This window comes from Enterobacter sp. MGH 33 (genome assembly GCF_000534535.1).
GTDB lineage: Bacteria > Pseudomonadota > Gammaproteobacteria > Enterobacterales > Enterobacteriaceae > Enterobacter > Enterobacter hormaechei_C.
The window spans coordinates 367,452-389,360 of record NZ_KI973212.1; the positions used below are offsets into that span (position 1 = coordinate 367,452).

Annotated in this window: 24 protein-coding genes; 14 read left to right on the forward strand and 10 right to left on the reverse strand. The window is 56.2% G+C overall.

The window, feature by feature from the left end:
• Nucleotides 1–4: 4 nt before the first annotated feature.
• Together rpoZ and gmk are read right to left on the reverse strand one after the other, a co-directional pair.
• Nucleotides 5–280, reverse strand: coding sequence for a DNA-directed RNA polymerase subunit omega (gene rpoZ / locus L379_RS22085; protein ID WP_000135058.1), 276 nt, complete (start codon nucleotides 278–280; stop codon nucleotides 5–7).
• A gap of 54 nt (nucleotides 281–334) precedes the next feature.
• The gene (gene gmk / locus L379_RS22080) at nucleotides 335–958 is read right to left on the reverse strand and encodes a guanylate kinase (protein ID WP_006177710.1); all 624 of its coding nucleotides are present in this window, start codon (nucleotides 956–958) and stop codon (nucleotides 335–337) included.
• Between the two features lie 249 nt (nucleotides 959–1,207).
• Between gmk and ligB the strand changes: the two genes are divergently transcribed.
• The 8 genes from ligB to etk all read left to right on the forward strand — a co-directional run bounded on the left by ligB (nucleotide 1,208) and on the right by etk (nucleotide 11,274).
• Nucleotides 1,208–2,878, forward strand: a complete 1,671-nt coding sequence (gene ligB, locus L379_RS22075; protein ID WP_032652109.1) for an NAD-dependent DNA ligase LigB — start codon at nucleotides 1,208–1,210, stop codon at nucleotides 2,876–2,878.
• A 704-nt stretch (nucleotides 2,879–3,582) separates the two neighbouring features.
• Entirely contained in the window at nucleotides 3,583–3,879 is a 297-nt protein-coding gene (locus L379_RS22070) for a hypothetical protein (protein ID WP_032652111.1), read from the forward strand.
• A 115-nt stretch (nucleotides 3,880–3,994) separates the two neighbouring features.
• The gene (locus tag L379_RS22065) at nucleotides 3,995–4,639 is read left to right on the forward strand and encodes a YjbF family lipoprotein (protein ID WP_017383627.1); all 645 of its coding nucleotides are present in this window, start codon (nucleotides 3,995–3,997) and stop codon (nucleotides 4,637–4,639) included.
• Nucleotides 4,636–5,373, forward strand: a complete 738-nt coding sequence (locus L379_RS22060) for a capsule biosynthesis GfcC family protein (RefSeq protein WP_032652113.1) — start codon at nucleotides 4,636–4,638, stop codon at nucleotides 5,371–5,373. The genes L379_RS22065 and L379_RS22060 overlap by 4 nt, the downstream gene beginning before the upstream one ends.
• Nucleotides 5,373–7,466 carry a YjbH domain-containing protein gene (locus L379_RS22055; RefSeq protein WP_074174259.1) on the forward strand — a complete coding sequence of 698 codons (2,094 nt, stop codon included), beginning with the start codon at nucleotides 5,373–5,375 and terminating at the stop codon, nucleotides 7,464–7,466. The genes L379_RS22060 and L379_RS22055 overlap by 1 nt, the downstream gene beginning before the upstream one ends.
• 43 nt (nucleotides 7,467–7,509) lie before the next feature.
• Nucleotides 7,510–8,643 (forward strand): polysaccharide export protein, encoded by a 1,134-nt coding sequence (locus L379_RS22050; protein WP_032652117.1) that lies wholly within the window; start codon nucleotides 7,510–7,512, stop codon nucleotides 8,641–8,643.
• Nucleotides 8,631–9,074 (forward strand): arsenate reductase/protein-tyrosine-phosphatase family protein, encoded by a 444-nt coding sequence (locus L379_RS22045; protein ID WP_023295706.1) that lies wholly within the window; start codon nucleotides 8,631–8,633, stop codon nucleotides 9,072–9,074. Before L379_RS22050 ends, L379_RS22045 begins: the two co-directional genes overlap by 13 nt.
• 22 nt (nucleotides 9,075–9,096) lie before the next feature.
• The gene (gene etk, locus L379_RS22040; RefSeq protein ID WP_032652120.1) at nucleotides 9,097–11,274 is read left to right on the forward strand and encodes a tyrosine-protein kinase; all 2,178 of its coding nucleotides are present in this window, start codon (nucleotides 9,097–9,099) and stop codon (nucleotides 11,272–11,274) included.
• Nucleotides 11,275–11,300: 26 nt separating this feature from the next.
• Here etk and L379_RS22035 read toward each other — a convergent pair whose 3' ends face one another.
• Both L379_RS22035 and L379_RS22030 read right to left on the reverse strand, forming a co-directional pair.
• Nucleotides 11,301–11,918 (reverse strand): trimeric intracellular cation channel family protein, encoded by a 618-nt coding sequence (locus tag L379_RS22035; protein ID WP_032652122.1) that lies wholly within the window; start codon nucleotides 11,916–11,918, stop codon nucleotides 11,301–11,303.
• Nucleotides 11,919–12,126: 208 nt separating this feature from the next.
• Nucleotides 12,127–12,990 carry a YicC/YloC family endoribonuclease gene (locus L379_RS22030; protein ID WP_003860907.1) on the reverse strand — a complete coding sequence of 288 codons (864 nt, stop codon included), beginning with the start codon at nucleotides 12,988–12,990 and terminating at the stop codon, nucleotides 12,127–12,129.
• A gap of 125 nt (nucleotides 12,991–13,115) precedes the next feature.
• Here L379_RS22030 and rph point away from each other — a divergent pair, with 125 nt between their 5' ends.
• Complete coding sequence (gene rph / locus L379_RS22025) at nucleotides 13,116–13,832, forward strand: ribonuclease PH (RefSeq protein WP_015570044.1); 717 nt, start codon at nucleotides 13,116–13,118, stop codon at nucleotides 13,830–13,832.
• Nucleotides 13,833–13,898: 66 nt separating this feature from the next.
• Nucleotides 13,899–14,540, forward strand: coding sequence for an orotate phosphoribosyltransferase (gene pyrE / locus L379_RS22020; RefSeq protein WP_015570043.1), 642 nt, complete (start codon nucleotides 13,899–13,901; stop codon nucleotides 14,538–14,540).
• Nucleotides 14,541–14,622: 82 nt separating this feature from the next.
• On the opposite strand, the gene slmA is transcribed toward pyrE, so the two are convergent.
• The 3 genes from slmA to coaBC form a co-directional block, all read right to left on the reverse strand.
• The gene (slmA, locus tag L379_RS22015) at nucleotides 14,623–15,219 is read right to left on the reverse strand and encodes a nucleoid occlusion factor SlmA (RefSeq protein WP_003860901.1); all 597 of its coding nucleotides are present in this window, start codon (nucleotides 15,217–15,219) and stop codon (nucleotides 14,623–14,625) included.
• Between the two features lie 121 nt (nucleotides 15,220–15,340).
• On the reverse strand, nucleotides 15,341–15,799 hold the full coding sequence (gene dut, locus L379_RS22010) for a dUTP diphosphatase (RefSeq protein ID WP_015570042.1): 459 nt from the start codon (nucleotides 15,797–15,799) through the stop codon (nucleotides 15,341–15,343).
• Nucleotides 15,777–16,988 (reverse strand): bifunctional phosphopantothenoylcysteine decarboxylase/phosphopantothenate--cysteine ligase CoaBC, encoded by a 1,212-nt coding sequence (gene coaBC, locus L379_RS22005; protein ID WP_168728665.1) that lies wholly within the window; start codon nucleotides 16,986–16,988, stop codon nucleotides 15,777–15,779. Before coaBC ends, dut begins: the two co-directional genes overlap by 23 nt.
• Nucleotides 16,989–17,161: 173 nt before the next feature.
• Here coaBC and radC point away from each other — a divergent pair, with 173 nt between their 5' ends.
• The 4 genes from radC to mutM all read left to right on the forward strand — a co-directional run bounded on the left by radC (nucleotide 17,162) and on the right by mutM (nucleotide 19,353).
• Nucleotides 17,162–17,827: a RadC family protein gene (gene radC, locus L379_RS22000; protein ID WP_006812419.1), complete on the forward strand. Its 666-nt coding sequence runs from the start codon at nucleotides 17,162–17,164 to the stop codon at nucleotides 17,825–17,827.
• Nucleotides 17,828–18,044: 217 nt separating this feature from the next.
• Entirely contained in the window at nucleotides 18,045–18,281 is a 237-nt protein-coding gene (gene rpmB / locus L379_RS21995) for a 50S ribosomal protein L28 (protein WP_002436699.1), read from the forward strand.
• A 22-nt stretch (nucleotides 18,282–18,303) separates the two neighbouring features.
• The gene (rpmG, locus tag L379_RS21990) at nucleotides 18,304–18,471 is read left to right on the forward strand and encodes a 50S ribosomal protein L33 (RefSeq protein ID WP_003024094.1); all 168 of its coding nucleotides are present in this window, start codon (nucleotides 18,304–18,306) and stop codon (nucleotides 18,469–18,471) included.
• Nucleotides 18,472–18,543: 72 nt separating this feature from the next.
• Nucleotides 18,544–19,353, forward strand: coding sequence for a bifunctional DNA-formamidopyrimidine glycosylase/DNA-(apurinic or apyrimidinic site) lyase (mutM, locus tag L379_RS21985; RefSeq protein ID WP_003860879.1), 810 nt, complete (start codon nucleotides 18,544–18,546; stop codon nucleotides 19,351–19,353).
• A gap of 2 nt (nucleotides 19,354–19,355) precedes the next feature.
• Here mutM and coaD read toward each other — a convergent pair whose 3' ends face one another.
• From coaD to waaA, 3 genes are read right to left on the reverse strand one after another with little or no spacing between them, the layout of a single operon-like run.
• On the reverse strand, nucleotides 19,356–19,835 hold the full coding sequence (gene coaD / locus L379_RS21980) for a pantetheine-phosphate adenylyltransferase (RefSeq protein ID WP_015570040.1): 480 nt from the start codon (nucleotides 19,833–19,835) through the stop codon (nucleotides 19,356–19,358).
• 3 nt (nucleotides 19,836–19,838) lie between these two features.
• Nucleotides 19,839–20,609 (reverse strand): glycosyltransferase family 2 protein, encoded by a 771-nt coding sequence (locus L379_RS21975; protein ID WP_017693965.1) that lies wholly within the window; start codon nucleotides 20,607–20,609, stop codon nucleotides 19,839–19,841.
• Nucleotides 20,609–21,883, reverse strand: coding sequence for a lipid IV(A) 3-deoxy-D-manno-octulosonic acid transferase (gene waaA / locus L379_RS21970; RefSeq protein WP_003860874.1), 1,275 nt, complete (start codon nucleotides 21,881–21,883; stop codon nucleotides 20,609–20,611). The genes L379_RS21975 and waaA overlap by 1 nt, the downstream gene beginning before the upstream one ends.
• Nucleotides 21,884–21,909 lie beyond the last annotated feature (26 nt).

A 21,909-nucleotide genomic window follows, 5' to 3' on the forward strand; every position in this document is an offset into this window, starting at 1 on the left:
TTAATTAACGACGACCTTCAGCAATAGCGGTAACAGCTTGTAATTCAGCGGCTTCCTGCTCTTGCTGCTCCTGGCGCTCACGCACGTCGAGGATCTGGTTGTTGATCAGACCTTCTTCGATTTCGCGAAGTGCAATAACGGTGGTTTTATCGTTTTCTTCCGGTACCAGCGGATCTTTACCGCCTACCTGCATCTGACGAGCGCGACGCGCGGCGACCAGCACCAGGTCAAAACGGTTACCAATTTTCTCTACAGCGTCCTGAACAGTTACGCGTGCCATACTTAAAATGCTCCACAGGTGAAGAAATGACTGGGCATGATACTGAAAGTGGGTTCAGTCTGCCAACAGTTTGGTGATTAATGCGTCATGTCGCTGCTTCTGGCGGCTCATACGCAGACGTTCTGCGCGAAGGATAGTTTTGAGATCGCTCAGCGCGGCATCAAAATCATCATTCACAATAAGGTAATCATATTCCGCGTAATGGCTCATTTCTGCAACTGCCTGCGCCATACGCTTCGCGATAACTTCTTCGCTGTCCTGGCCGCGACCACGCAGGCGGCGATCCAGTTCATCTTTCGATGGCGGTAAAATAAAGATACTGCGCGAATCAGGCATTTTCTTACGAATTTGCTGCGCGCCCTGCCAGTCGATATCCAGGAACACGTTAACGCCGGTCGCCAGAACCTGCTCAATGGTTTCACGCGAAGTACCGTAGTAGTTACCGAAAACTTCTGCATGTTCAAGAAACGCGTCTCTGCCAATCATCGCTCTGAATTCGTCGTGATTCACAAAGAAATAGTGTTCACCGTGCACTTCACCCGGACGCGGTGCTCGCGTGGTGTGAGAAACAGAAACCTGCGTATCGTACAACGGTTGGGTTTTTAACAGTGCCTGAATAAGGCTGGATTTACCCGCGCCACTAGGGGCAGAAACAATATAAAGCGTGCCTTGAGCCATGAGAGTCTTTTGTATGTGTTAACGAAGAAGTCCTACATACGGGCTTATTATACACGTCGCCGCTGTGTGACGTAGCCTTTGTCACACTTTTTCCCCTGGATGATTAAATTTTGCGTGCCGTTTTCAGCTTTTACCTTCTTTTTGCTGCAATAAAAACAATGCGCTGAAGCGCGCTCGTAAAATGCAATTTTGCAGCTGGTCTGCGGCTCCCGGGCAGGGTATACCCTTCCAAAACAGGGAGGGGTAATAATGGTGAAATGGATAAGCATACTGATGATCTTCTTAAGCAGCGGGGCGATGGCTATCTGCCCGGTCTGGTCACCGGCTAAAGCCGGGCAGGAGATCGCGGCCCTGAAGGCGCAGCTGACCCGCTGGAATGATGATTACTGGAAGCAGGGCAGCAGCGAGGTGAGCGACGACGTTTACGACAGGCTTAACGCCCGCTTAAAACAGTGGCAGCGCTGTTTTCACGATGAACCGCTGCACGACGATCTTCCAGCTGCCAGTGGGACGGTGAAACATCCCTTCGCCCATACCGGCGTGCATAAGGTAGAAAGCAAGCAGGCGCTTAGCCGCTGGATGGCGACGAAGCAGGATCTCTGGGTACAGCCAAAGGTGGATGGTGTTGCGGTCACCCTGGTCTACAAAAACGGCAAGCTGGTGCAGGCGATTAGCCGGGGCGACGGCTTACAGGGGGAAGAGTGGACGGCACAGGCGCGAATGATCCCCGCTATTCCGCAAACGCTGGCCGGGCCGCTTGCCAACAGCGTGTTGCAGGGTGAACTTTTTCTGCTGCGCGAGGGGCATATCCAGCAGCGGATGGGAGGGATGAACGCGCGTGCGAAGGTAGCGGGAGCGATGATGCGCGCGACCGATCGCGCAGCGCTGAAGCAGACAGGCATTTTTATCTGGGCCTGGCCGGACGGCCCAAAAGCGATGAAAGCACGCCTTTCCGCGCTGGCGGAGGCAGGTTTTACCCTGACGGCCCGCTATACCCTGCCGGTTAAAAACGCGGCTGACGTGGAAGCGCAGCGGACGGCCTGGTTTAAGGCTTCGTTGCCTTTCGCCACGGATGGCATTGTGGTTCGCGCCTCGGCAGAGCCGCCGGGCGAGCGATGGCTGCCGGGGGAAGGGAGTTGGGTCGTCGCATGGAAATACCTTCCTGTGGCCCAGGTGACGGAAGTCAAAGCGATTCACTTTACCGTTGGCCGTACCGGGCGGATCACCGCGATTGCGCAGCTTGAGCCGCTGATGCTCGACGATAAACGCGTACAGCGCGTCAGCTTAGGGTCGGTTAACCGCTGGCAGAGGCTGGATATTGCCCCCGGCGATCAGGTGCTGGTAAGCCTGGCGGGACAAGGTATTCCCCGGCTGGATAACGTGGTGTGGCGCAATGTGGATCGCCGTAAACCGCAGCCGCCCTCATCGCGCTATAACGGCTTAACCTGTTTCTATGCCTCCCCGGAGTGCATGGAGCAATTTTTTGCCCGGCTGACGTGGCTAAGTTCCAGGCAGGCGTTAGATATCGAAGGAGTGGGCGAATCAGGATGGCGGACCCTCTATCAGGCGCATCGGTTTGAGCACCTCTTCTCCTGGCTACAGCTCACGCAGGCGCAGCTCACCGCGACGGCGGGGATATCGGCATCGCATGGCGCTGCGCTGTGGCATCAGTTTAACCTGGCGCGGGAGCGACCTTTTATCCGCTGGATCACCGCGATGGGAATACCGCTGGCCCGGTCGACGCTCAGGGCGGCAGGGGATCGCACCTGGCAGGCGCTGATTCAGCGAAGCGAAGCGGAGTGGCGGATGCTGCCGGGTGTCGGGCAGGAGAAGGCCCGCCAGATCGTAAACTGGCTGCATCAGCCTCAGATTGATGCCCTGGCAAAATGGCTGGCCGCAGAGCACATCGGTGGATTTTAATCTGCGTGCGCTCCTGAACAGACTGGCGAGGGGGCACACTTCCGCTGCCGTGAATAGCGTATTTATGAGACGCGGTTTATATACGCAATAATTATGAATATAAATGAATTATTCATGGTAAATATATTTTGAGGAAATATTATCCCTGAACCCAATTTCAGAATTTGCTCTGCTTGCGTTTTTATTTTCTTTGAGAGAACGGCTTAATTGATCTCAATCACTATTAATCGAGAGCAATAGCCGGGAATGAAGGAGTTATAGGTGATGCAGCCTGAGTGTTGATCGTTTTTTTGCTTTTAATTTCAGCTGTTTAACTATTTTATTAATAATATGTTGAGTGTTTTCTGGTTAACAATTAGTCATATTTATTCTGCCGGAAATCATTGCGTCAAATTATTATAAGAATTATCTTATCCAAAATTTTTAAGGTAGTTACCGCTGGGGTGCATTTCGCATCACTTCTGCGTTTTCCTTTCTTTTTGCACCCCGTGAGGGAGTTAACTATCTGAACTCCAATTGAAGCAATTAAGGGTACCGAAATATATCCTGGCGGTTTATATGCGCTGGTGTTCAGAGCCCAGGGCTTTTACATGGATGATTTTCCGTCCCTGTCGGGCCGGAATTCAGCCCCGGGCTTTATGCCCGTTAACCGGGACCTGGTTTCCAGGTGCTCATATTTTCCTTCATTTGAATGAGGACCAAAAATGAAAAGGACGCTTTGTACAATGCTGACGGCACTCACGCTGGCGACTGCCCTGCCTGCTATAGGCGCTACCACCGAAGCAGGTAGCACCAGCGCAGCAACAACCGGTACAACAACCGGAGCAACGGTGGGAACTACCGCTGGCACTACGGGAGGACTGGCGGCAGGCGCGATTGGGACAACCGCTGTTGTCACCACCGCTGCGATTGCCGGCGTAGCGACGTTAGCCGTTGTCGCGGCAAGCGACAGTGGCGATGACTCAGGCAATGGTACTTCCACGACGACAGTTACCCGCTAAGGCTGGTGCGCAAGGCGATATAGCCTTGCGCTGAACAGCGCAACGACTTGACCCGGTGGCGATATCAAAGCCGGGTATTTAATTGATTTCAATGTTATTTAATCAAGGATTTCTGGTGAGACTGTTTATTCTGCTCATTATGACTCTGCTGATCCAGGGATGTACGCCGAGCCAGCAGAGCATTATTGAGACCTTTAACGCCAGCCTGGACGGGCGCCAGGATGTGACGGTAACGGACGGGCAGATTCAGGTGCTCCCATACTCAACCATGTACCTGCGTCTGGATAATGGCCCGAGGATCCTGGTGGTTCTCGGATACATCGAACAGGGAAACAGTAAGTGGTTATCGCAGGATAATGCGATGATCGTCACGCATAACGGTCGCCTTATCCACACGCTCAAGCTTCCTTATAACCTGCTTGAGGTAACCAACCTTGAGCACGATCCGCTGCGCCACACGCCGCAGCTCCGCGACGGCAGCCAGTGGTCGCGCGATGTGCGCTGGCAGGAAGAGGGGCGGTATCGCTCCGCACACCTGACCTCGCGCTTCTCCCTGAGCGGGACGGAAAACCTGACCCTTGCCGGAAACACGCTACGTTGTCAGGTCTGGCAGGAGACGGTGCAGGCCGACGGCCTCGATCGTCGCTGGCATAACACCTTCTGGATTGATTCCGCCACCGGCCAGGTACGCCAGAGCGAACAGATGCTCGGCGCGGGCGTATTCCCTGTCGCCATGACGATGTTGAAGCCCGCCCCATGAACAGACTCAGAAAATGGTTACCTGGCGTAGGGCTATCTCTCTTCGGCCTGCCCGCCTTATGTGCAAGCGTCGTTACCGTGCATCAGCCGGGCAAAACGTGGTCTGCTGGACAGGCCGATACGCTCTCCCGGCTGGTCACCCAGCCGCAGCTGAACAACGTCTGGTGGCAGGGCGCTGTCATCGCAACCCCTTCCGCCACGCGGCGAGCGCAACAGACGCAACAGCAGGTGCTGGCGTCGCTTTCAGCCTGGCAGAATCGTGCCGATGACGAGCAGATCGCGACCATTCGCGCTGTCGCTGCACAGATCCGCTCCCTGCGGATCGTCGGGCGGCAGTTTGTCAGCCTCGATCCAGACGCCGTGCGTACCGACGCCCGCGGCGATCGTTCCCTTGAGGGCCGTTACGATCTGTGGGTCTCGCCTGCGCCCCGCACCGTCACGCTGATGGGGGCGGTCGCCACACCGGGGAAACTGGCCTGGCGACCGGGCGCAAGCATCAGGGATTACTTACAGGGGCAGCTGCGGCTGGCTGGCGCCGACAGGAATAACGTGACCGTTATCGATCCTGACGGCAGTACGGTTGTTGCGCCGGTGGCGTACTGGAACGCACGCCATATTGAAGCAGAGCCGGGCGCTGTTCTGTGGGTGGGGTTTGATCCCCGGGCGGTGCCGGACGATTTTACCGGTCTGAATGAGCAAATCGTTGCGCTCCTGACGCGGCGGATACCTGACTGATGAACAAACTTTTTTTACTGAGCGGCCTTGCTCTGGCTATCTCTTCTGCCTGCCACGCGGAGCTGCGTACCTGGCCCGATCCGACCGGACCTTCACAGTCCGACTTTGGCGGCACCGGCCTGATGCAAATGCCCGACGCGCGCTTTGGTCGGGAAGGGGAATTCAGCGTCAACTACCGCGATAACGACCAGTATCGTTTTTACTCCTCTTCGGTCGTGCTCTTTCCGTGGCTGGAAGGGACGATTCGTTATACCGACGTCCGCACCCGCAAATACAGCAGCGACGAGGATTTCAGCGGCGATCAAAGCTACAAGGATAAGTCGTTCGATTTTAAGGTTCGTCTGTGGGAAGAGGACTATAGCCTGCCGCAGGTGGCGCTCGGCAAGCGCGATATTGCGGGCACCGGCCTGTTCGACGGTGAATATCTGGTTGCCAGTAAAATGGCCGGACCGGTCGATTTTACCTTTGGAATAGCCTGGGGATATCCCGGTAATAGCGACAACGTGGGTAACCCGCTGTGCCACGACAACAATAAGTATTGCACCCGCGGCGAATCACATGATGCCGGGGATATCAGCTTTAGCGATATGTTTCGTGGTCCGGCGTCGCTGTTTGGCGGCCTCCAGTATCAGACACCCTGGCAGCCCCTGCGCCTGAAGCTCGAGTATGACGGCAACAATTATGCCGATGATTTTGCCGGCTCCATTAAGCAGTCGAGCCATATCAACGTGGGGGCAGTCTATCGCGTTGCCGACTGGGCCGATCTCAACCTCAGCTACGAGCGCGGCAATACGCTGATGTTTGGCTTCACCCTGCGGACCAACTTTAACGATCTGCGCCCCGCGCTGCGTGATAACCCGAAACCGGCCTGGCAACCGGCACCGGCAGGCGAGACGCTGGACTATACCTCGGCGGCAAACCAGCTCACCGCGCTTAAGTACAACGCAGGCTTCGATGCGCCGGAGATCCTTCAGCACGGCAATACCTTATACATGACCGGCGAACAGTATCGCTATCGCGATTCGCGCGAAGCGGTGGATCGCGCCAACCGTATTCTGATCAATAACCTGCCCGACGGGGTCGACACGATCGCTATCACCCAGCGGCGTGACCATTTGCCGCTGGTCACGACGCAAACCGACGTCGCCAGCCTGCGCAAACAGCTGGCGGGAGAGCCGCTCGGCCAGGAGGAGGCGCTCAGGCAGCAGCGCGTCGAGCCTGTGGATACTACAGCGTTCGGGCGCGGCTACCGTATTCGCGCCGATCGCTTCAGCTACAGCGTCAAACCGACGCTGGCGCAGTCGCTGGGCGGTCCGGAAGATTTCTATATGTTCCAGGTGGGGGTGATGGCCAGCGCCAGCTACTGGCTGACCGATCGTCTGCTGCTCGACGGCGGCGTGTTCGCCAACCTCTATAACAACTACGACAAGTTCAAATCCTCGCTGCTTCCCGCTGACTCCAGCCTGCCGCGCGTCAGAACCCATATTCGTGATTATGTCAGCAATGACGTCTACATCAACAACTTACAGGCAAACTATGTCGATGCGCTGGGGCACGGCTTCTATGCCCAGATTTATGGCGGCTACCTCGAAACCATGTACGGCGGCGTGGGAGCAGAGGCGCTCTGGCGCCCGCTTGATAGCGACTGGGCGCTGGGCGTGGATGCGAACTACGTCAAGCAGCGCGACTGGGACGACATGATGCGCTTCACCGACTACAGCGCGCCAACCGGATTTATCACCGCCTACTGGAACCCGGCGAAGCTCAACAGCGTGCTGATGAAGCTGAGCGTCGGGCAGTACCTGGCGAAGGATAAAGGCGCCACCCTCGACGTCGCGAAGCGATTCGACAGCGGCGTGACGGTAGGCGTCTGGGCGGCGCTGACCAACGTCTCGAAAGAGGATTATGGCGAAGGTGGCTTTAGCAAAGGCTTCTACATCTCGATCCCGCTTGATCTGATGACGATCGGCCCAAATCGCAACCGGGCGGTGGTCTCGTGGACGCCTCTCACGCGTGATGGCGGCCAGATGTTAGGCCGTAAATATCAGCTCTATGACATGACGTCAGAACGCGAAACCCCGGTAGGGCAGTAGTACCGGATGAAACAGGCATTACTTAACCAGATGATTTTCCTGAATGAAAAACGTTAAATTTTCCGTGCTTGCGTTGGCTATGATGGCGTTAAGCGGTTGTACTATCGTACCGGGCCAGGGACTTAGCACCCAGGGCAAAGATATTATCGATCTGCCTGACAGCAATTACGATCTGAATAAGATGGTCAACGTCTATCCGCTCACGCCGGGGCTGGTGGAGCAGTTGCTGCCTGGCAAAGTCGACTCCTGCGCGAATCCTGAACTGGATCGCCAGCTTCAGAACTACCAATATCGCATCGGCGTCGGCGACGTGCTGATGGTTACCGTCTGGGACCACCCGGAGCTGACCACCCCCGCAGGTCAGTACCGTAGCGCCAGCGATACGGGCAACTGGGTGAATGCCGATGGCACGATCTTCTACCCCTATATCGGCAAAATCCGCGTCGTCGGCAAAACGCTGGCCCAGGTGCGCGATGAGATCGCCGCCCGACTGGACTCGGTGATTGAGAGCCCGCAGGTGGATGTCAGCGTCGCGGCGTTCCGCTCGCAAAAAGCCTACGTGACGGGCGAAGTGGCCAAGTCGGGCCAGCAGCCCATCACCAACATTCCGCTGACCATAATGGATGCGATCAATGCGGCAGGCGGCCTGACGTCAGAGGCGGACTGGCGGCACGTGGTGCTGACCCATAACGGCCAGGATACGCACATTTCGCTCTACGCGCTGATGCAGCGCGGCGATCTCACCCAGAACAAACTCCTCTATCCGGGCGATATTCTCTTCATTCCCCGTAATGACGACCTGAAAGTGTTTGTCATGGGCGAGGTGGGTAAACAGAGCACCCTGAAGATGGACCGTAGCGGCATGACGCTGGCGGAAGCGCTGGGTAATGCGCAGGGCGTGAATCAGGATATGGCCGACGCCACGGGGATCTTTGTGATTCGTCCGTTGCAGGGCAAGCAGAACGGCAAAATCGCCAACGTCTACCAGCTTAACGCCCGGGATGCCACCGCGATGGTGTTGAGCACCGAATTTCAGCTTGAGCCTTACGACATCGTCTATGTCACCACCGCGCCGCTGGTGCGCTGGAACCGCGTGATCTCTCAGCTTGTGCCGACCATTACCGGCGTACATGACCTGACTGAAACAGGGAGATATATCAGAACATGGCCAAACTAACGTTTAACGCCATCCTGGTGATCTGTACCGGCAATATCTGCCGCTCTCCCATTGGGGAACGGCTGCTGCGCCGGCTGCTTCCCGCCGCCCGGGTCGATTCAGCGGGAATTTGTGGCCTGGAAGGGCGCACCGCCGATTCACAGGCGACAGAGATCGCCGCCGAACGCGGCACCCTGCTTGAGGGCCACGTGGCGCGCAGGCTCACCGCCGCCATGGTGCGCGACTACGATCTGATTCTGGCGATGGAGCTGGAACATATCGAGCAGGTCACGGCTATCGCACCGGAGGCGCGCGGCAAAATGATGCTCTTTGGTCACTGGACGGGCAGAAAAGAGATCCCGGACCCCTACCGTAAAAACCGGGACGCATTTGAATATGTTTATGGGCTGCTGGAGCAGGCCAGTCTGGAATGGGCGAAACGGCTCAGTTAATCACACGGGATAGTTACGTTTTATGTCAACAAATAACCTTCACGCCCATGATGCGTCTGCCGCGAATAACGAGATCGATTTGGTGCGCCTGTTGGGTGAGCTGCTCGACCACCGAAAATTTATTCTCATCCTTACCGCGCTGTTCACGCTGGCGGCACTGCTTTATGCGCTCTTTGCCACACCAGTTTATCAGGCCGATGCGCTGATACAGGTGGAACAGAAGCAGGGCAACGCGCTACTCAGTAACCTTAGCGAGTTCATCCCTGACTCCTCGCCTGAGTCGGCGCCGGAGCTTCAGCTTCTCCAGTCGCGCATGATCCTCGGTAAAACGATTGATGACCTGAACCTGCGCACGCAGGTAAGTGAAAACTATTTTCCCCTTGTCGGACGCGGCTGGGCGCGACTCACCGGGCAACAGCCTGGCATCGTCGATATCCGTATGCTCAATCTTCCCCCTGTCGCGGGTCGGGCGCAAAAGCTGACGCTGACCGTCGGCGAGAAGGGCCACTATCAGCTGGAAGGCGATAACGTGACGTTACAGGGCGTCGTGGGACAGCCGCTGAGCGCGGCGAATATCGCCATTACCATTGCCGCTATCCAGGCGAAGCCGGGTACGCAATTTACGATTACACAGCTGAGCGAGCTGGAGGCCATTGACGCGCTACAGCTGCGTTTTTCCGTGAGCGAGCGCAGCAAGGACAGTGGGATGCTTGGCCTGACCATCACGGGGGAAGATCCCGATGAGATGGCGCGCGTGCTTAACTGCATCGCCGATAACTATTTACAACAGAACGTGGCTCGCCAGGCGGCGCAGGATGCGAAAAGCCTGCAATTTTTGAAGCAGCAGCTTCCGCAGGTGCGCAGCGAGCTGGACCAGGCCGAGGAGAAGCTCAACCGCTATCGCCAGCAAAATGACTCCGTTGACCTGAACCTGGAGGCAAAAGCGGTGCTGGAGCAGATTGTAAATGCGGACAATCAGCTCAATGAACTGACCTTCCGGGAAGCGGAAATTTCGCAGCTCTACAAAAAAGATCACCCCACCTACCGGGCGCTGATTGAGAAACGCCAGACGCTGGAGCAGGAAAAAAACCGCCTGAATAAACGGGTATCGTCCATGCCGTCGACCCAGCAGGAGGTGTTGCGCCTGAGCCGTGATGTGGAGTCGGGACGCGTTATCTACCAGCAGCTGCTTAACCGCGAACAGGAGCTGAGCATCGCCCGGTCGAGCGCAATTGGTAACGTCCGCATTATCGATCCGGCCGTGACCCGGCCGCAGCCAGTCAAGCCGAAAAAAGCGCTGGTCGTCGTTCTGGGGGTTCTCCTGGGTCTGTTCGTCTCTGTGGGCTGGATCCTGGCGCGCAGTATGCTGCGTATGGGCATTGAAACGCCGGAGCAGCTGGAGGAGCATGGGATTAACGTCTATGCCACCGTACCGCTGTCGGAATGGCTGGCTAAAAAGATGCGTTTGCGCAAAAAAGACTTTATGTCCTCAGGGCTGCGCCATAAGACCAAACATATCCCCTTCCTGGCGGCGGATAACCCGGTCGATCTCTCCGTGGAGGCGATTCGCGGCCTGCGCACCAGTCTGCATTTTGCGATGATGGAGTCAGCGAACAATATACTGATGATCTCTGGCGCCACGCCTGACAGCGGTAAAACCTTTGTCAGCAGTACCCTGGCGGCCGTCGTGGCGCAGGCGGGCCAGAAAGTGCTCTATATTGATGCGGATATGCGTCGCGGGTATGCCCATGATCTGTTTAAGCTCGACAATACCTGCGGCTTATCGGAGATGTTGTCCGGTAAGGCGGAGTATACCCAGGGCGTTCAGACCTTCGATAAAGGCGGGTTCGATACCATCGTGCGCGGGCAGATCCCCCCTAATCCGGCGGAGCTTCTGATGCATACGCGTTTCCAGCAGCTGCTGGACTGGGCGAATGAACGCTACGATCTGGTGATTATCGATACGCCACCGATCCTGGCGGTCACCGACGCGGCTGTTGTCGGTCGTCGCGCAGGCACCACGCTGCTGGTCGCCCGCTTCGGGATAAACAGCGTGAAGGAGATGCTGGTCTGTGTACAGCGTCTGGAGCAGAGTGGCGTCAATACCAAAGGGGTGATTCTCAACGGCGTCGTTAAGCGGGCAAGCAACGCTTACGGCTACGGCTACCATCACTACGGTTACAACTACTCGAGTAACTGATTATCCGGCGCCTGCCCGTTCTGACATTAATGCGCATTGTGTTTGTAATGAAAAACGGGCAGGCCCAGCTTAAGGCGCAATGCCAGCATACGCGCGGTGAAGCCAAACAGCAGGGTGGAGATAACCACCACATCGTGGCTGGTGACATAGTGCTGCAAGGCGACATAAAGCACTGCCGCGGCAAAGGAGATGCCGGCATACAGTTCCTTCTGGAAAACCAGCGGGATACGTTTGCAGAACATATCCCGCAGCACCCCGCCAAACACGCCCGTGATCACGGCAGCAATGATGGCGATAACCGGGCCTTCACCCATATCGAGAGCGATTTGTGCGCCAATGATGGAAAAAACAATCAGCCCAAGCGCATCCAGCACCAGGAACACGCGGCGCAGATGAGGCATCACCGGGGCCACAATCGTGGTTAGCACGGCTGCCGTTGCCACGATAATGACGTACTCAGGGTTTTTTACCCAGCCGAGCGGATAATGGCCAAGCAGGATATCGCGCACGGACCCGCCGCCGAGCGCGGTGGCCGTGGCAATAATAATCACGCCGAAGGTGTCCATACGGCGACGTCCGGCAGCGAGCGCGCCGGTCATGGCTTCTGCGGTAATGCCAATAAGATAGAGAATGTGAAGCAGCATAAACCCTCCGGAATGAAGAGGAGGAGATTAGCGATTTGTGCGGAAGATCACGATTGAGATTTTCTAAGGCGAGGGGGTTTGCCCTACAGAAATTTATCAACGCATGCCTGGCGGGCTTGTGATAAGGCGGGAGGAAAAGAAAGTAAGGCTAAATAAGGATTAGAAAAAGTAATGGGTGGTGTGCGAGGCAACACCACCCTGAAAGGAATTACTCGATATTCTGGATCTGCTCGCGCATCTGCTCAATCAGGACCTTCAGCTCAATCGCTGAATTGGTTACCTCTGCATTGATAGACTTAGACGCCAGCGTGTTCGACTCGCGGTTGAACTCCTGCATCATAAAGTCGAGACGGCGGCCTACCGCTTCTTTCTTCTTCAGAATGTTGTAGGTCTCTTTAACGTGCGCTTCCAGACGATCCAGCTCTTCAGCCACGTCCACACGCTGCGCCATCAGCACCAGCTCTTGTTCCAGACGGTTGTTTTCCAGCTGAACTTCCGCCTCTTCCAGTTTGGCGACAAGACGCTCACGCTGCCATTGCAGCACTTCTGGCATATGAGCGCGCACTTTAGCGACTTCGGCGCTCACGCCTTCAAGGCGTTGCTCAATCATCGCTTTCAGCGCCTGGCCTTCGGTTTCGCGGGCAACGATAAAGTCGTCCAGCGTGCCGTCGAGTGCAGCCAGGATTTCAGCGGTAATCGCGTCCAGATCCTGCTCTCCGGCGGCCATCACGCCAGGCCAGCGCAGAATATCAACCGGGTTGATCTCGCCTTCATCGCTTTGCATTTTGACCCAGTTCGCCGCATTAACCAGCTGTTTTGCCAGCTTTTCGTTCAGGATCAGTTCGCCCTGTGCACTGGCATCGGGCTCAAAACGCAAATTACATTCCACTTTCCCGCGGGTCAGACGCGTACGGATACGCTCACGCACCACAGGCTCCAGGCTGCGGAACTGTTCCGGCATACGGAAATACGTTTCCAGATAGCGCTGGTTTACCGAGCGCATTTCCCAGGTAGCGCTACCCCAGCTACCCTTGATTTCACGCCGGGCGTAGGCGGTCATACTGCGGATCATAGACATTCCCGTTTTTAAAGGAGAGATGGGGGGATTATAGCTTTCAGGGGCTTCTCAGGATAGGAATAAGCGTCCTTTATCCGTATAATGCGCAGCCACATTCGTTTCAAGCCGGAGAATCCATCATGCGTCCAGCAGGTCGTAGCGCCAACCAGGTGCGTCCCGTCACCCTGACCCGTAACTATACAAAACACGCTGAAGGCTCCGTGCTGGTTGAGTTTGGTGACACCAAGGTGCTTTGCACCGCGTCCATTGAAGAGGGCGTGCCTCGCTTCCTGAAAGGTCAGGGCCAGGGGTGGATCACCGCCGAATACGGTATGTTGCCGCGCGCAACCCATACCCGTAATGCCCGTGAAGCGGCAAAAGGTAAGCAGGGCGGCCGTACTATGGAGATCCAGCGCCTGATCGCGCGTGCGCTCCGCGCCGCGGTTGACCTGAAAACGCTGGGTGAGTTCACCATCACGCTGGACTGCGACGTGATCCAGGCCGATGGTGGCACGCGTACGGCCTCTATTACCGGTGCCTGTGTGGCGCTGGCAGATGCCCTGAACAAGCTGGTTGCCGCCGGTAAGCTGAAAACCAACCCAATGAAAGGGATGGTTGCTGCTGTCTCCGTTGGTATCGTTAACGGCGAGGCGCTTTGCGATCTGGAATACGTTGAAGATTCTGCCGCAGAAACCGACATGAACGTGGTGATGACCGAAGATGGTCGCATCATTGAAGTGCAGGGTACGGCAGAAGGCGAGCCATTCACCCACGAAGAACTGCTCACCTTGCTGGCGTTGGCCCGAGGGGGAATCGAATCTATTGTAGCGACGCAGAAAGCGGCGTTAGAAAATTGATTTTAAGGCGACCAATGAGTCGCCTTTTTTTTGCCTGTAAGACTGAAAAGACAAAGGAGCAAATCCATGAAATCGTATCAGCGCCAGTTTATTGAGTTTGCGCTTAACAAGCAGGTACTTAAGTTTGGCGAGTTCACGCTGAAATCCGGGCGTAAAAGCCCGTATTTCTTCAACGCCGGACTGTTTAATACCGGGCGCGACCTGGCACTGTTAGGCCGCTTCTATGCCGAAGCGCTGGTGGATTCCGGGATTGATTTCGACCTGCTGTTTGGCCCCGCGTACAAAGGCATTCCAATCGCAACCACCACGGCGGTAGCGCTGGCGGAGCACCATGACCGCGACGTACCGTACTGCTTTAACCGTAAAGAGGCCAAAACCCACGGTGAAGGCGGCAATCTGGTAGGCAGTGCGTTGCAGGGGCGTGTGATGCTGGTGGATGACGTGATCACCGCAGGTACCGCGATCCGTGAATCGATGGAGATTATCCAGGCTAACGGCGCAACGCTTGCGGGTGTGCTGATTTCGCTCGATCGTCAGGAGCGCGGGCGCGGCGACATCTCTGCTATTCAGGAAGTGGAGCGCGATTATGGCTGCAAGGTCACGTCGATTATCACGCTGAAAGACCTGATTGCGTATCTGGAAGAGAAGCCTGAGATGGCTGATCATCTGGCGGCGGTGCGTCAATACCGCGAAGAGTTTGGCGTATAATTCAATTGCCCGGCGGCGCTACGCTTACCGGGCCTACCCGTTCGTAGGCCGGATAAGGCGAAGCCGCCATCCGGCGATGGCGTTATTGTAACTGAGCAGCCACTAACGGCCAGCGGGCGTCAAAATCGTCCGTTGGTCGATATTTAAACTCGCTGCGCACAAACCGGGAGAGCATCCCTTCGCAAAATGCCAGGATCTGGCTTGCCAGCAGGGTTTCATCCGTATTATATCCCTCGCCCTCCCGCATTTTCTTCTCGCGCAGAACCTGACGCAGCTGGGCTTCGATACGCTCAAAAAGCTGGTTTATACGGCCTTGCAGACGATCCTGTTCAAACATCAGCGCGTGGCCGGTCAGAATACGGGTCAGACCCGGGTTACGTTCACCAAAGCCCAGAATCAGCAGCACAATCAGACGCAGACGCGTGCTGGTGTCTTTTTCATCCTTCAGAATCAGGTTGATGCGCGTGATCAGGCTGTCTTCGATAAACTCGATCAGGCTGTCAAACATCCGGGTTTTGCTCGGGAAATGACGATACAGCGCCGCCTCTGACACGCCCACAGAGGCCGCCAGTTTTGCGGTGGTGATGCGTTGACTGCCGTCGCTGGATTCAAGCATCAGAGCCAGAGATTGAAGTATTTCTTCGCGACGATTCCTTTTCGCGGTTTGTTTTTCTGCCATGTTACAAAATACCCCTGAAAATAAGCACTTGTCAGGCTGGCAACCACACAGCGACCCGCAAACTGACGTTTGCGGTTTGTTATTGCATTATGGCGCTGTGAGATGCGTGTTTGTCGGGCAGTTATTTGCGCCCGGAATGGCCGAAGCCGCCTTCGCCACGGTCGGTAGCGTCGAAGTCTGCCACCAGGTTAAATTCTGCCTGCACCACCGGTACAAACACCATCTGCGCGATACGCTCGCCCGGCTCAATGGTGAAGCTGTCCTGGCCACGGTTCCAGACGGATACCATCAGCTGACCCTGATAGTCAGAATCGATCAGGCCGACCAGATTACCCAGCACGACGCCATGCTTGTGGCCCAGGCCAGAGCGCGGCAGGATCACCGCTGCCAGTGACGGGTCAGCAATGTGAATCGCCAGCCCGGTCGGGATCAGGGTCGTTGCACCTGGCGCCAGTTCTACGGCGTCATCAAGACAGGCGCGCAGGTCAAGACCGGCAGAGCCGGAGGTGGCATACGTTGGCAGCGGAAATTGCTCGCCAACGCGCGGGTCCAGAATCTTAACGTCGATTTTTTTCATCATAACGGGTAACGATCTCGTCCAGTAAGTGTTGGCCCAGGAGTTCTTTGCGCTCAAGCGGTAAGACTTTATCTCCATCCTGCCAGAAAAGGTGCAATGCGTTGCTGTCGCTGTTAAATCCTTGCGTGGACAGCGATACGTCGTTCGCGCAAATCAAATCGAGGTTTTTGCGGGTACGTTTTTGCCGGGCATATTCTTCCACATTATTCGTTTCTGCGGCAAACCCAACAACGTAAGGTCGATGAGTTTTCAATGCGGCGACACCGGCAACGATATCCGGGTTCTTCACCATTTTTATTGTTAATTCATCACCTTGCTTTTTAATTTTGGCGTCGGCAATGGTTTCGGCGCGGTAATCAGCGACGGCCGCACAGCCGATAAAAATATGCTGCTGTTGAGCATGTGCCTGTACGGCGGCTTCCATTTCCAGCGCGGTCGTTACATCAATACGCTGCACAAACGCAGGGGTGGTAAGCGACACCGGGCCGCTCACCAGCGTGACGTTCGCGCCGCGTTTGGCTGCCGCGGCAGCAATCGCAAAGCCCATTTTGCCGGAGCTGTGGTTGGTGATGTAACGCACCGGATCCAGCGGCTCGCGCGTGGGGCCCGCGGTAATCATGATGTTGAGATGTTGCAGATCGTTGACAGGCGAGAAATGGGCGGCGGCCATATCAACAATCGTCAATGGGTCGAGCATACGCCCTGGCCCAACGTCGCCGCAGGCCTGGCTGCCACTGTCCGGTCCCCAAATCAGCAGGCCGCGCGAGGCCAGCGTGTCCAGATTATGCTGGGTAGCGGCGTTGCGGTACATCTGCTGGTTCATTGCCGGCACAACCGCGACGGGCGCAGGCGTGGCGAGGCAAATGGTCGTTACCAGATCGTTCGCCATACCGGCTGCCACGCGGGCAATTAAATCTGCCGTGGCGGGGGCAAGGATAACCAGATCGGCCCATTTCCCCAGCTCAATGTGGCCCATTGCGGCTTCGGCTGCCGGGTCGAGCAGGCTGTCGGATACCGGGTATCCCGAGACGGCTTGCAGGCTCAGCGGGGTGATAAAGGCTTTGCCGCCTTCGGTGATCGCGACCCGTACGTCGGCCCCGCGCTCGCGCAAACGGCGCACCAGGTCTGGCGTTTTATAGGCAGCAATACCGCCGCTGACGCCAAGAACGATTTTTTTACCGGCCAGGCTCATCATGATTCTTTCCTGTTGGGTTTCACCAGAGAGCGGGCATTTTATCACAATCCCTAAAACGGGGTGATGATGTCCTTAATTCACTTTGCGAGGCGTTACGCAAGAACGAAATGCCAGCGTCGAACCCCGAATTTGCCTGTGGCAGCATAATGGCAAACAGAAGGAGGCCGGGCATGGAAGAGACTGAACTGCTGCTACCGCGTGAAAAAATGCTGCGTCATGGCGTCACGTTGTTAAAGGACGACGAGCTGCTGGCGCTCTTTTTACGCACAGGCACGCCGGGGAAAACGGTATTTACGCTGGCGAAAGAACTGATAGACCATTTCGGTTCACTGTATGGATTGCTGACCGCTGAGCTGGAGGCGTTTACGCACGTTGAGGGCATTGGCGTGGCGAAATATGCCCAGTTACGGGGCATTGCCGAGCTGGCCCGGCGATTTTACAACGTGCGTATGGAGGAAGAAGACCCGATCCTCACCCCCGACATGACCCGCGAATTTCTGCAAAGCCAGCTCTCCGATCTGGAGCGGGAGATCTTTATGGTGATCTTTCTCGATAACAAAAACCGGGTACTGAAACATACCCGCCTTTTTTCGGGAACATTGAGCCACGTTGAGGTGCATCCGCGTGAAATTGTGCGGGAAGCGATAAAAGTGAATGCAGCCGGCGTGATCCTCGCGCATAATCACCCCTCTGGCTGTGCAGAACCAAGCAGAGCTGACAAAGCAATTACCGAACGTATTATCAAATGCTGTCAATTCATGGACATTCGTGTGCTGGACCATCTGATAATTGGCCGCGGAGAGTACATTTCTTTTGCCGAACGTGGCTGGATTTAGGCCTTTTCTCGCGATCCATCGGGATCTTTGTCTGTTCGGGACTTGAGCACACCGCCGAGTCAGCGTATACTACGCCACCTTTGAGAATCTCGGGTTTGGCATTTGGGCCTGGCAATCGAGAGTTCAATAGAACTATGCGATGACCGGGCTGTAAAGCCTGACGAGGCGCCGATACCCCATACGAAGCTCGAGCTAATTTGATTTTTGGAGAATAGACATGTCCCGAGTCTGCCAAGTTACTGGCAAGCGTCCGGTGACCGGTAACAACCGTTCCCACGCACTGAACGCGACTAAACGCCGTTTCCTGCCGAACCTGCACTCTCACCGTTTCTGGGTTGAGAGCGAGAAGCGTTTTGTCACCCTGCGCGTATCTGCTAAAGGTATGCGTGTAATCGATAAGAAAGGCATCGATACAGTTCTGTCCGAACTGCGTGCCCGTGGCGAAAAGTACTAAGTACTTAAAGAGGAAATAAATCATGGCTAAAGGTATTCGCGAGAAAATCAAGCTGGTTTCTTCTGCTGGTACAGGTCACTTCTACACCACCACGAAGAACAAACGTACTAAGCCGGAAAAACTGGAACTGAAAAAATTCGATCCAGTTGTACGCCAGCACGTACTGTACAAAGAAGCTAAAATCAAATAATTTTAGTCTCCTTGTATTGAAAAACCCCGCAACTGCGGGGTTTTTTGCATTCTGCATCTCAACGGAGGAACCATGCCTGAATTACCAGAGGTAGAGACCAGCCGCCGCGGCATTGAGCCCCATCTGGTTGGCGCGACTATTCTTCATGCTGTCGTTCGCAACGGGCGTCTGCGCTGGCCGGTGTCCGATGAGATCCACGCGTTAAGCGACAAACCCGTCCTGAGCGTGCAGCGCCGCGCGAAATACCTGCTGCTGGAGCTGCCTGACGGCTGGATCATTATCCATCTGGGCATGTCGGGAAGCCTGCGCATCCTCACCGAAGAGTTGCCTGCGGAAAAGCACGACCACGTTGATCTGGTGATGAGTAACGGCAAAGTGCTGCGTTACACCGACCCGCGTCGCTTTGGCGCATGGCTGTGGACCAAAGAGCTGGAAGGACACAACGTGCTGGCGCATCTCGGACCTGAGCCGCTGTCAGAGGCGTTTAACGCGGATTATCTCAAAGAGAAGTGCGCGAAAAAGAAAACCCCGATTAAACCCTGGCTGATGGATAACAAGCTGGTGGTGGGCGTGGGAAATATCTATGCCAGCGAATCGTTGTTTGCCGCCGGGATCCATCCCGATCGGCTGGCCTCCTCGCTGTCGGCGCAGGAGTGCGAGCTGCTGGTCAGAGTAATTAAAGCGGTACTGCTGCGCTCAATTGAGCAGGGCGGGACGACGCTGAAGGATTTCCTGCAAAGCGACGGGAAGCCGGGCTATTTTGCGCAGGAGTTGCAGGTTTATGGCCGTAAGGGTGAGCCGTGCAGAGCCTGCGGGACGCCGATTATTGCCACGAAGCACGCACAGCGCGCCACGTTTTACTGCCGTCAGTGCCAGAAGTAGGGTTACTTTAGCTTTTCCATCAACGCCTGGTGGACGTTAACCGGCAGGAAGTGGGTAACGTCCCCGTGATGGCGCGCCACCTCTTTCACCAGCGAAGAAGAGATGAAGGACCACTCTTTGGAGGGCATCAGGAATACGCTCTCCAGCTCCGGCATCAGATGGCGGTTCATGTGTGCCAGCTGCATCTCATATTCGAAGTCTGCTACCGCGCGAAGACCGCGGATCAGGATATTGGCCTGCCGGTCACGGGCAAAGTTTGCCATCAAGTCGCTGAATCCGACGACCTCAACATTCGACAGATGCGAAATCGCATCGGTGGCAAGCTGCACGCGTTCGTTCAGGTCGAACATCGGCTTTTTGCTCGGGCTGGCGGCAATGGCCAGAATCACCTTGTCGAACATACACGCCGCACGGGTGATGATATCAAGATGACCGTTAGTGATCGGATCGAAGGTACCCGGATAAATCGCTTTTGTGCTCATGGCTCACGTTTTCTCTGAGTAGCCGCGGTTCAGCGCCCACAGCTCGGTGTATTTGTTGAAAGTATACTGGGCATTCACTACGGCCAGTAACCAGCCCTGTTTGCCGTCCAGCACGCCGCCACGCAGCAGCAGCGTTTTCAGAAACGCGCCCAGCGTGTGGGTGAAGATGCCGGTCAGCGTGGCCTTCTTGCCGCGCGTATGCCGCTCCTGTGCCCAGGCGGTGGCATAGTTCAGTTGTTTACGCTGGAAGCTGGCGAAATCGCGGCAGGTCAGATGAAGCAGATCGCCCGTCAGGGGGATGACCTGAGCGCCATCGCAGGCCAGAGATTCATGGACCAGGTTGTCGTTGTACTGATAACGCTCGCGCGCATAGAGGCGCATCACGCGGTCGGGGTACCAGCCGCTGTGGCGCATAAAGCGGCCCAGGAAATAGTTACGACGCGCGATACTGTAGACCGCGCCGGGCTGTGGCGCGGCAAGCACCGTTTGAATGGCCTGTCGGAGTTCCGGGGTGACGCGCTCATCGGTATCGATCATCAACACGTAATCGCCCGTGGCGTAACCCTGCGCACGCTGGCGCTGAATACCGTAGCCCTGCCAGTCGGTGTCGGTAAAGACTTTTGCTCCGGCTGCACGGGCAACGTCCGCCGTGTTGTCCGTACTTCCGGAGTCGAGAATGACGATTTCGTCAGCCCAGGCAACAGAGGCCAGGCAATCCGGAAGCAGGTCGGCGGCGTTTTTGGCGATCATCACGACCGACAGACGCGTTGACATTAGTGGCTCCGCTGCGGCAGGTAAGGTTGCAGAAGTTGCAGCAGACGGGTCAGCGCCCCCTGGTTCTGATGCAGGACTTCAACGGCGTGACGACCGTACCACAGGCGGTAATCTTCGTCAGTCAGAAGGGTAGAGACCTCTTTGACCACCGAATCCGCGTCGGTCACGGTGATTAAGCCATCGGCTTGCTGCAATTTCGCGCAGATATCTTTGAAGTTAAACGTGTGTGGCCCCATCAGCACGGGAATGGCGTGGGCTGCTGGCTCCAGCGGGTTATGACCACCGCGCTCCACCAGGCTTCCGCCAACGAAAGCAAGATCGGCGATCCCGTACAGCAGCATCAGTTCGCCCATCGTATCGCCAATCACCACCTGCGTGCTGCCAGAGGGGATTTCGCCGCTGCTGCGCAGGGTGAAGCTGAAACCGCCTTTTTGCACCATCTCGCGGGCATCTTTAAAACGCTCAGGATGGCGAGGAACCAGAATCAGCAGTAAATCAGGGAATTTTTCCAGCAGCTGGCGGTGAGCCTGAAGAATAATGGCTTCTTCGCCATCATGGGTGCTGGTGGCAATCCAGACCTGGCGACGCGGCGCCCACTGACGACGCAGTGTTACCGCACGGGCGGCGAGTTCAGGGGTGACGGAAATATCGAACTTCAGGCTACCCGTGACCGCAAGCTGGTTGCGCTTCAGGCCGAGGGCGATAAAGCGCGCGGCATCTTCTTCGTTCTGCGCGGCGATCAGCGTGATTTTGCTGAGGAGGCGACGCATAAATTTACCCAGCTTGCCGTACCCTTTCGCCGAGCGTTCCGACAGACGCGCGTTGGCGATAACCAAAGGAATTTTACGGGCATGCAGGGCGGAAATCATATTCGGCCACAGTTCGGTTTCCATGACGATCACCAGTTTTGGGCGCACGGTATTCAGGAAACGGTTCATGGCGCAGGGGAGATCGTACGGCAGGTAGACGTGATGCACGTCTTTACCGAAGGCAGACATCACGCGCTCTGAGCCGGTTGGCGTCATCGTGGTGACGGTGATGGGCAGTGACGGATAACGGTGGCGCAGGGCACGCACCAGTGGAATGGCGGCCAGCGTTTCCCCGACTGACACGGAATGCAGCAGAATACCGTCCGGCGCCACTTTATTGCGGCAGTAGCCATAACGTTCGGCCCAGCGTTTACGGTACGCAGGCGCTTTACGGCTACGAAGCAACAGTCGCAGCCACACCAGTGGCTGAATGATGTAGAGCAGGGCGGTATACAACAATTCCAAGCGATTATCCGTTTTTTTAGTTTCGG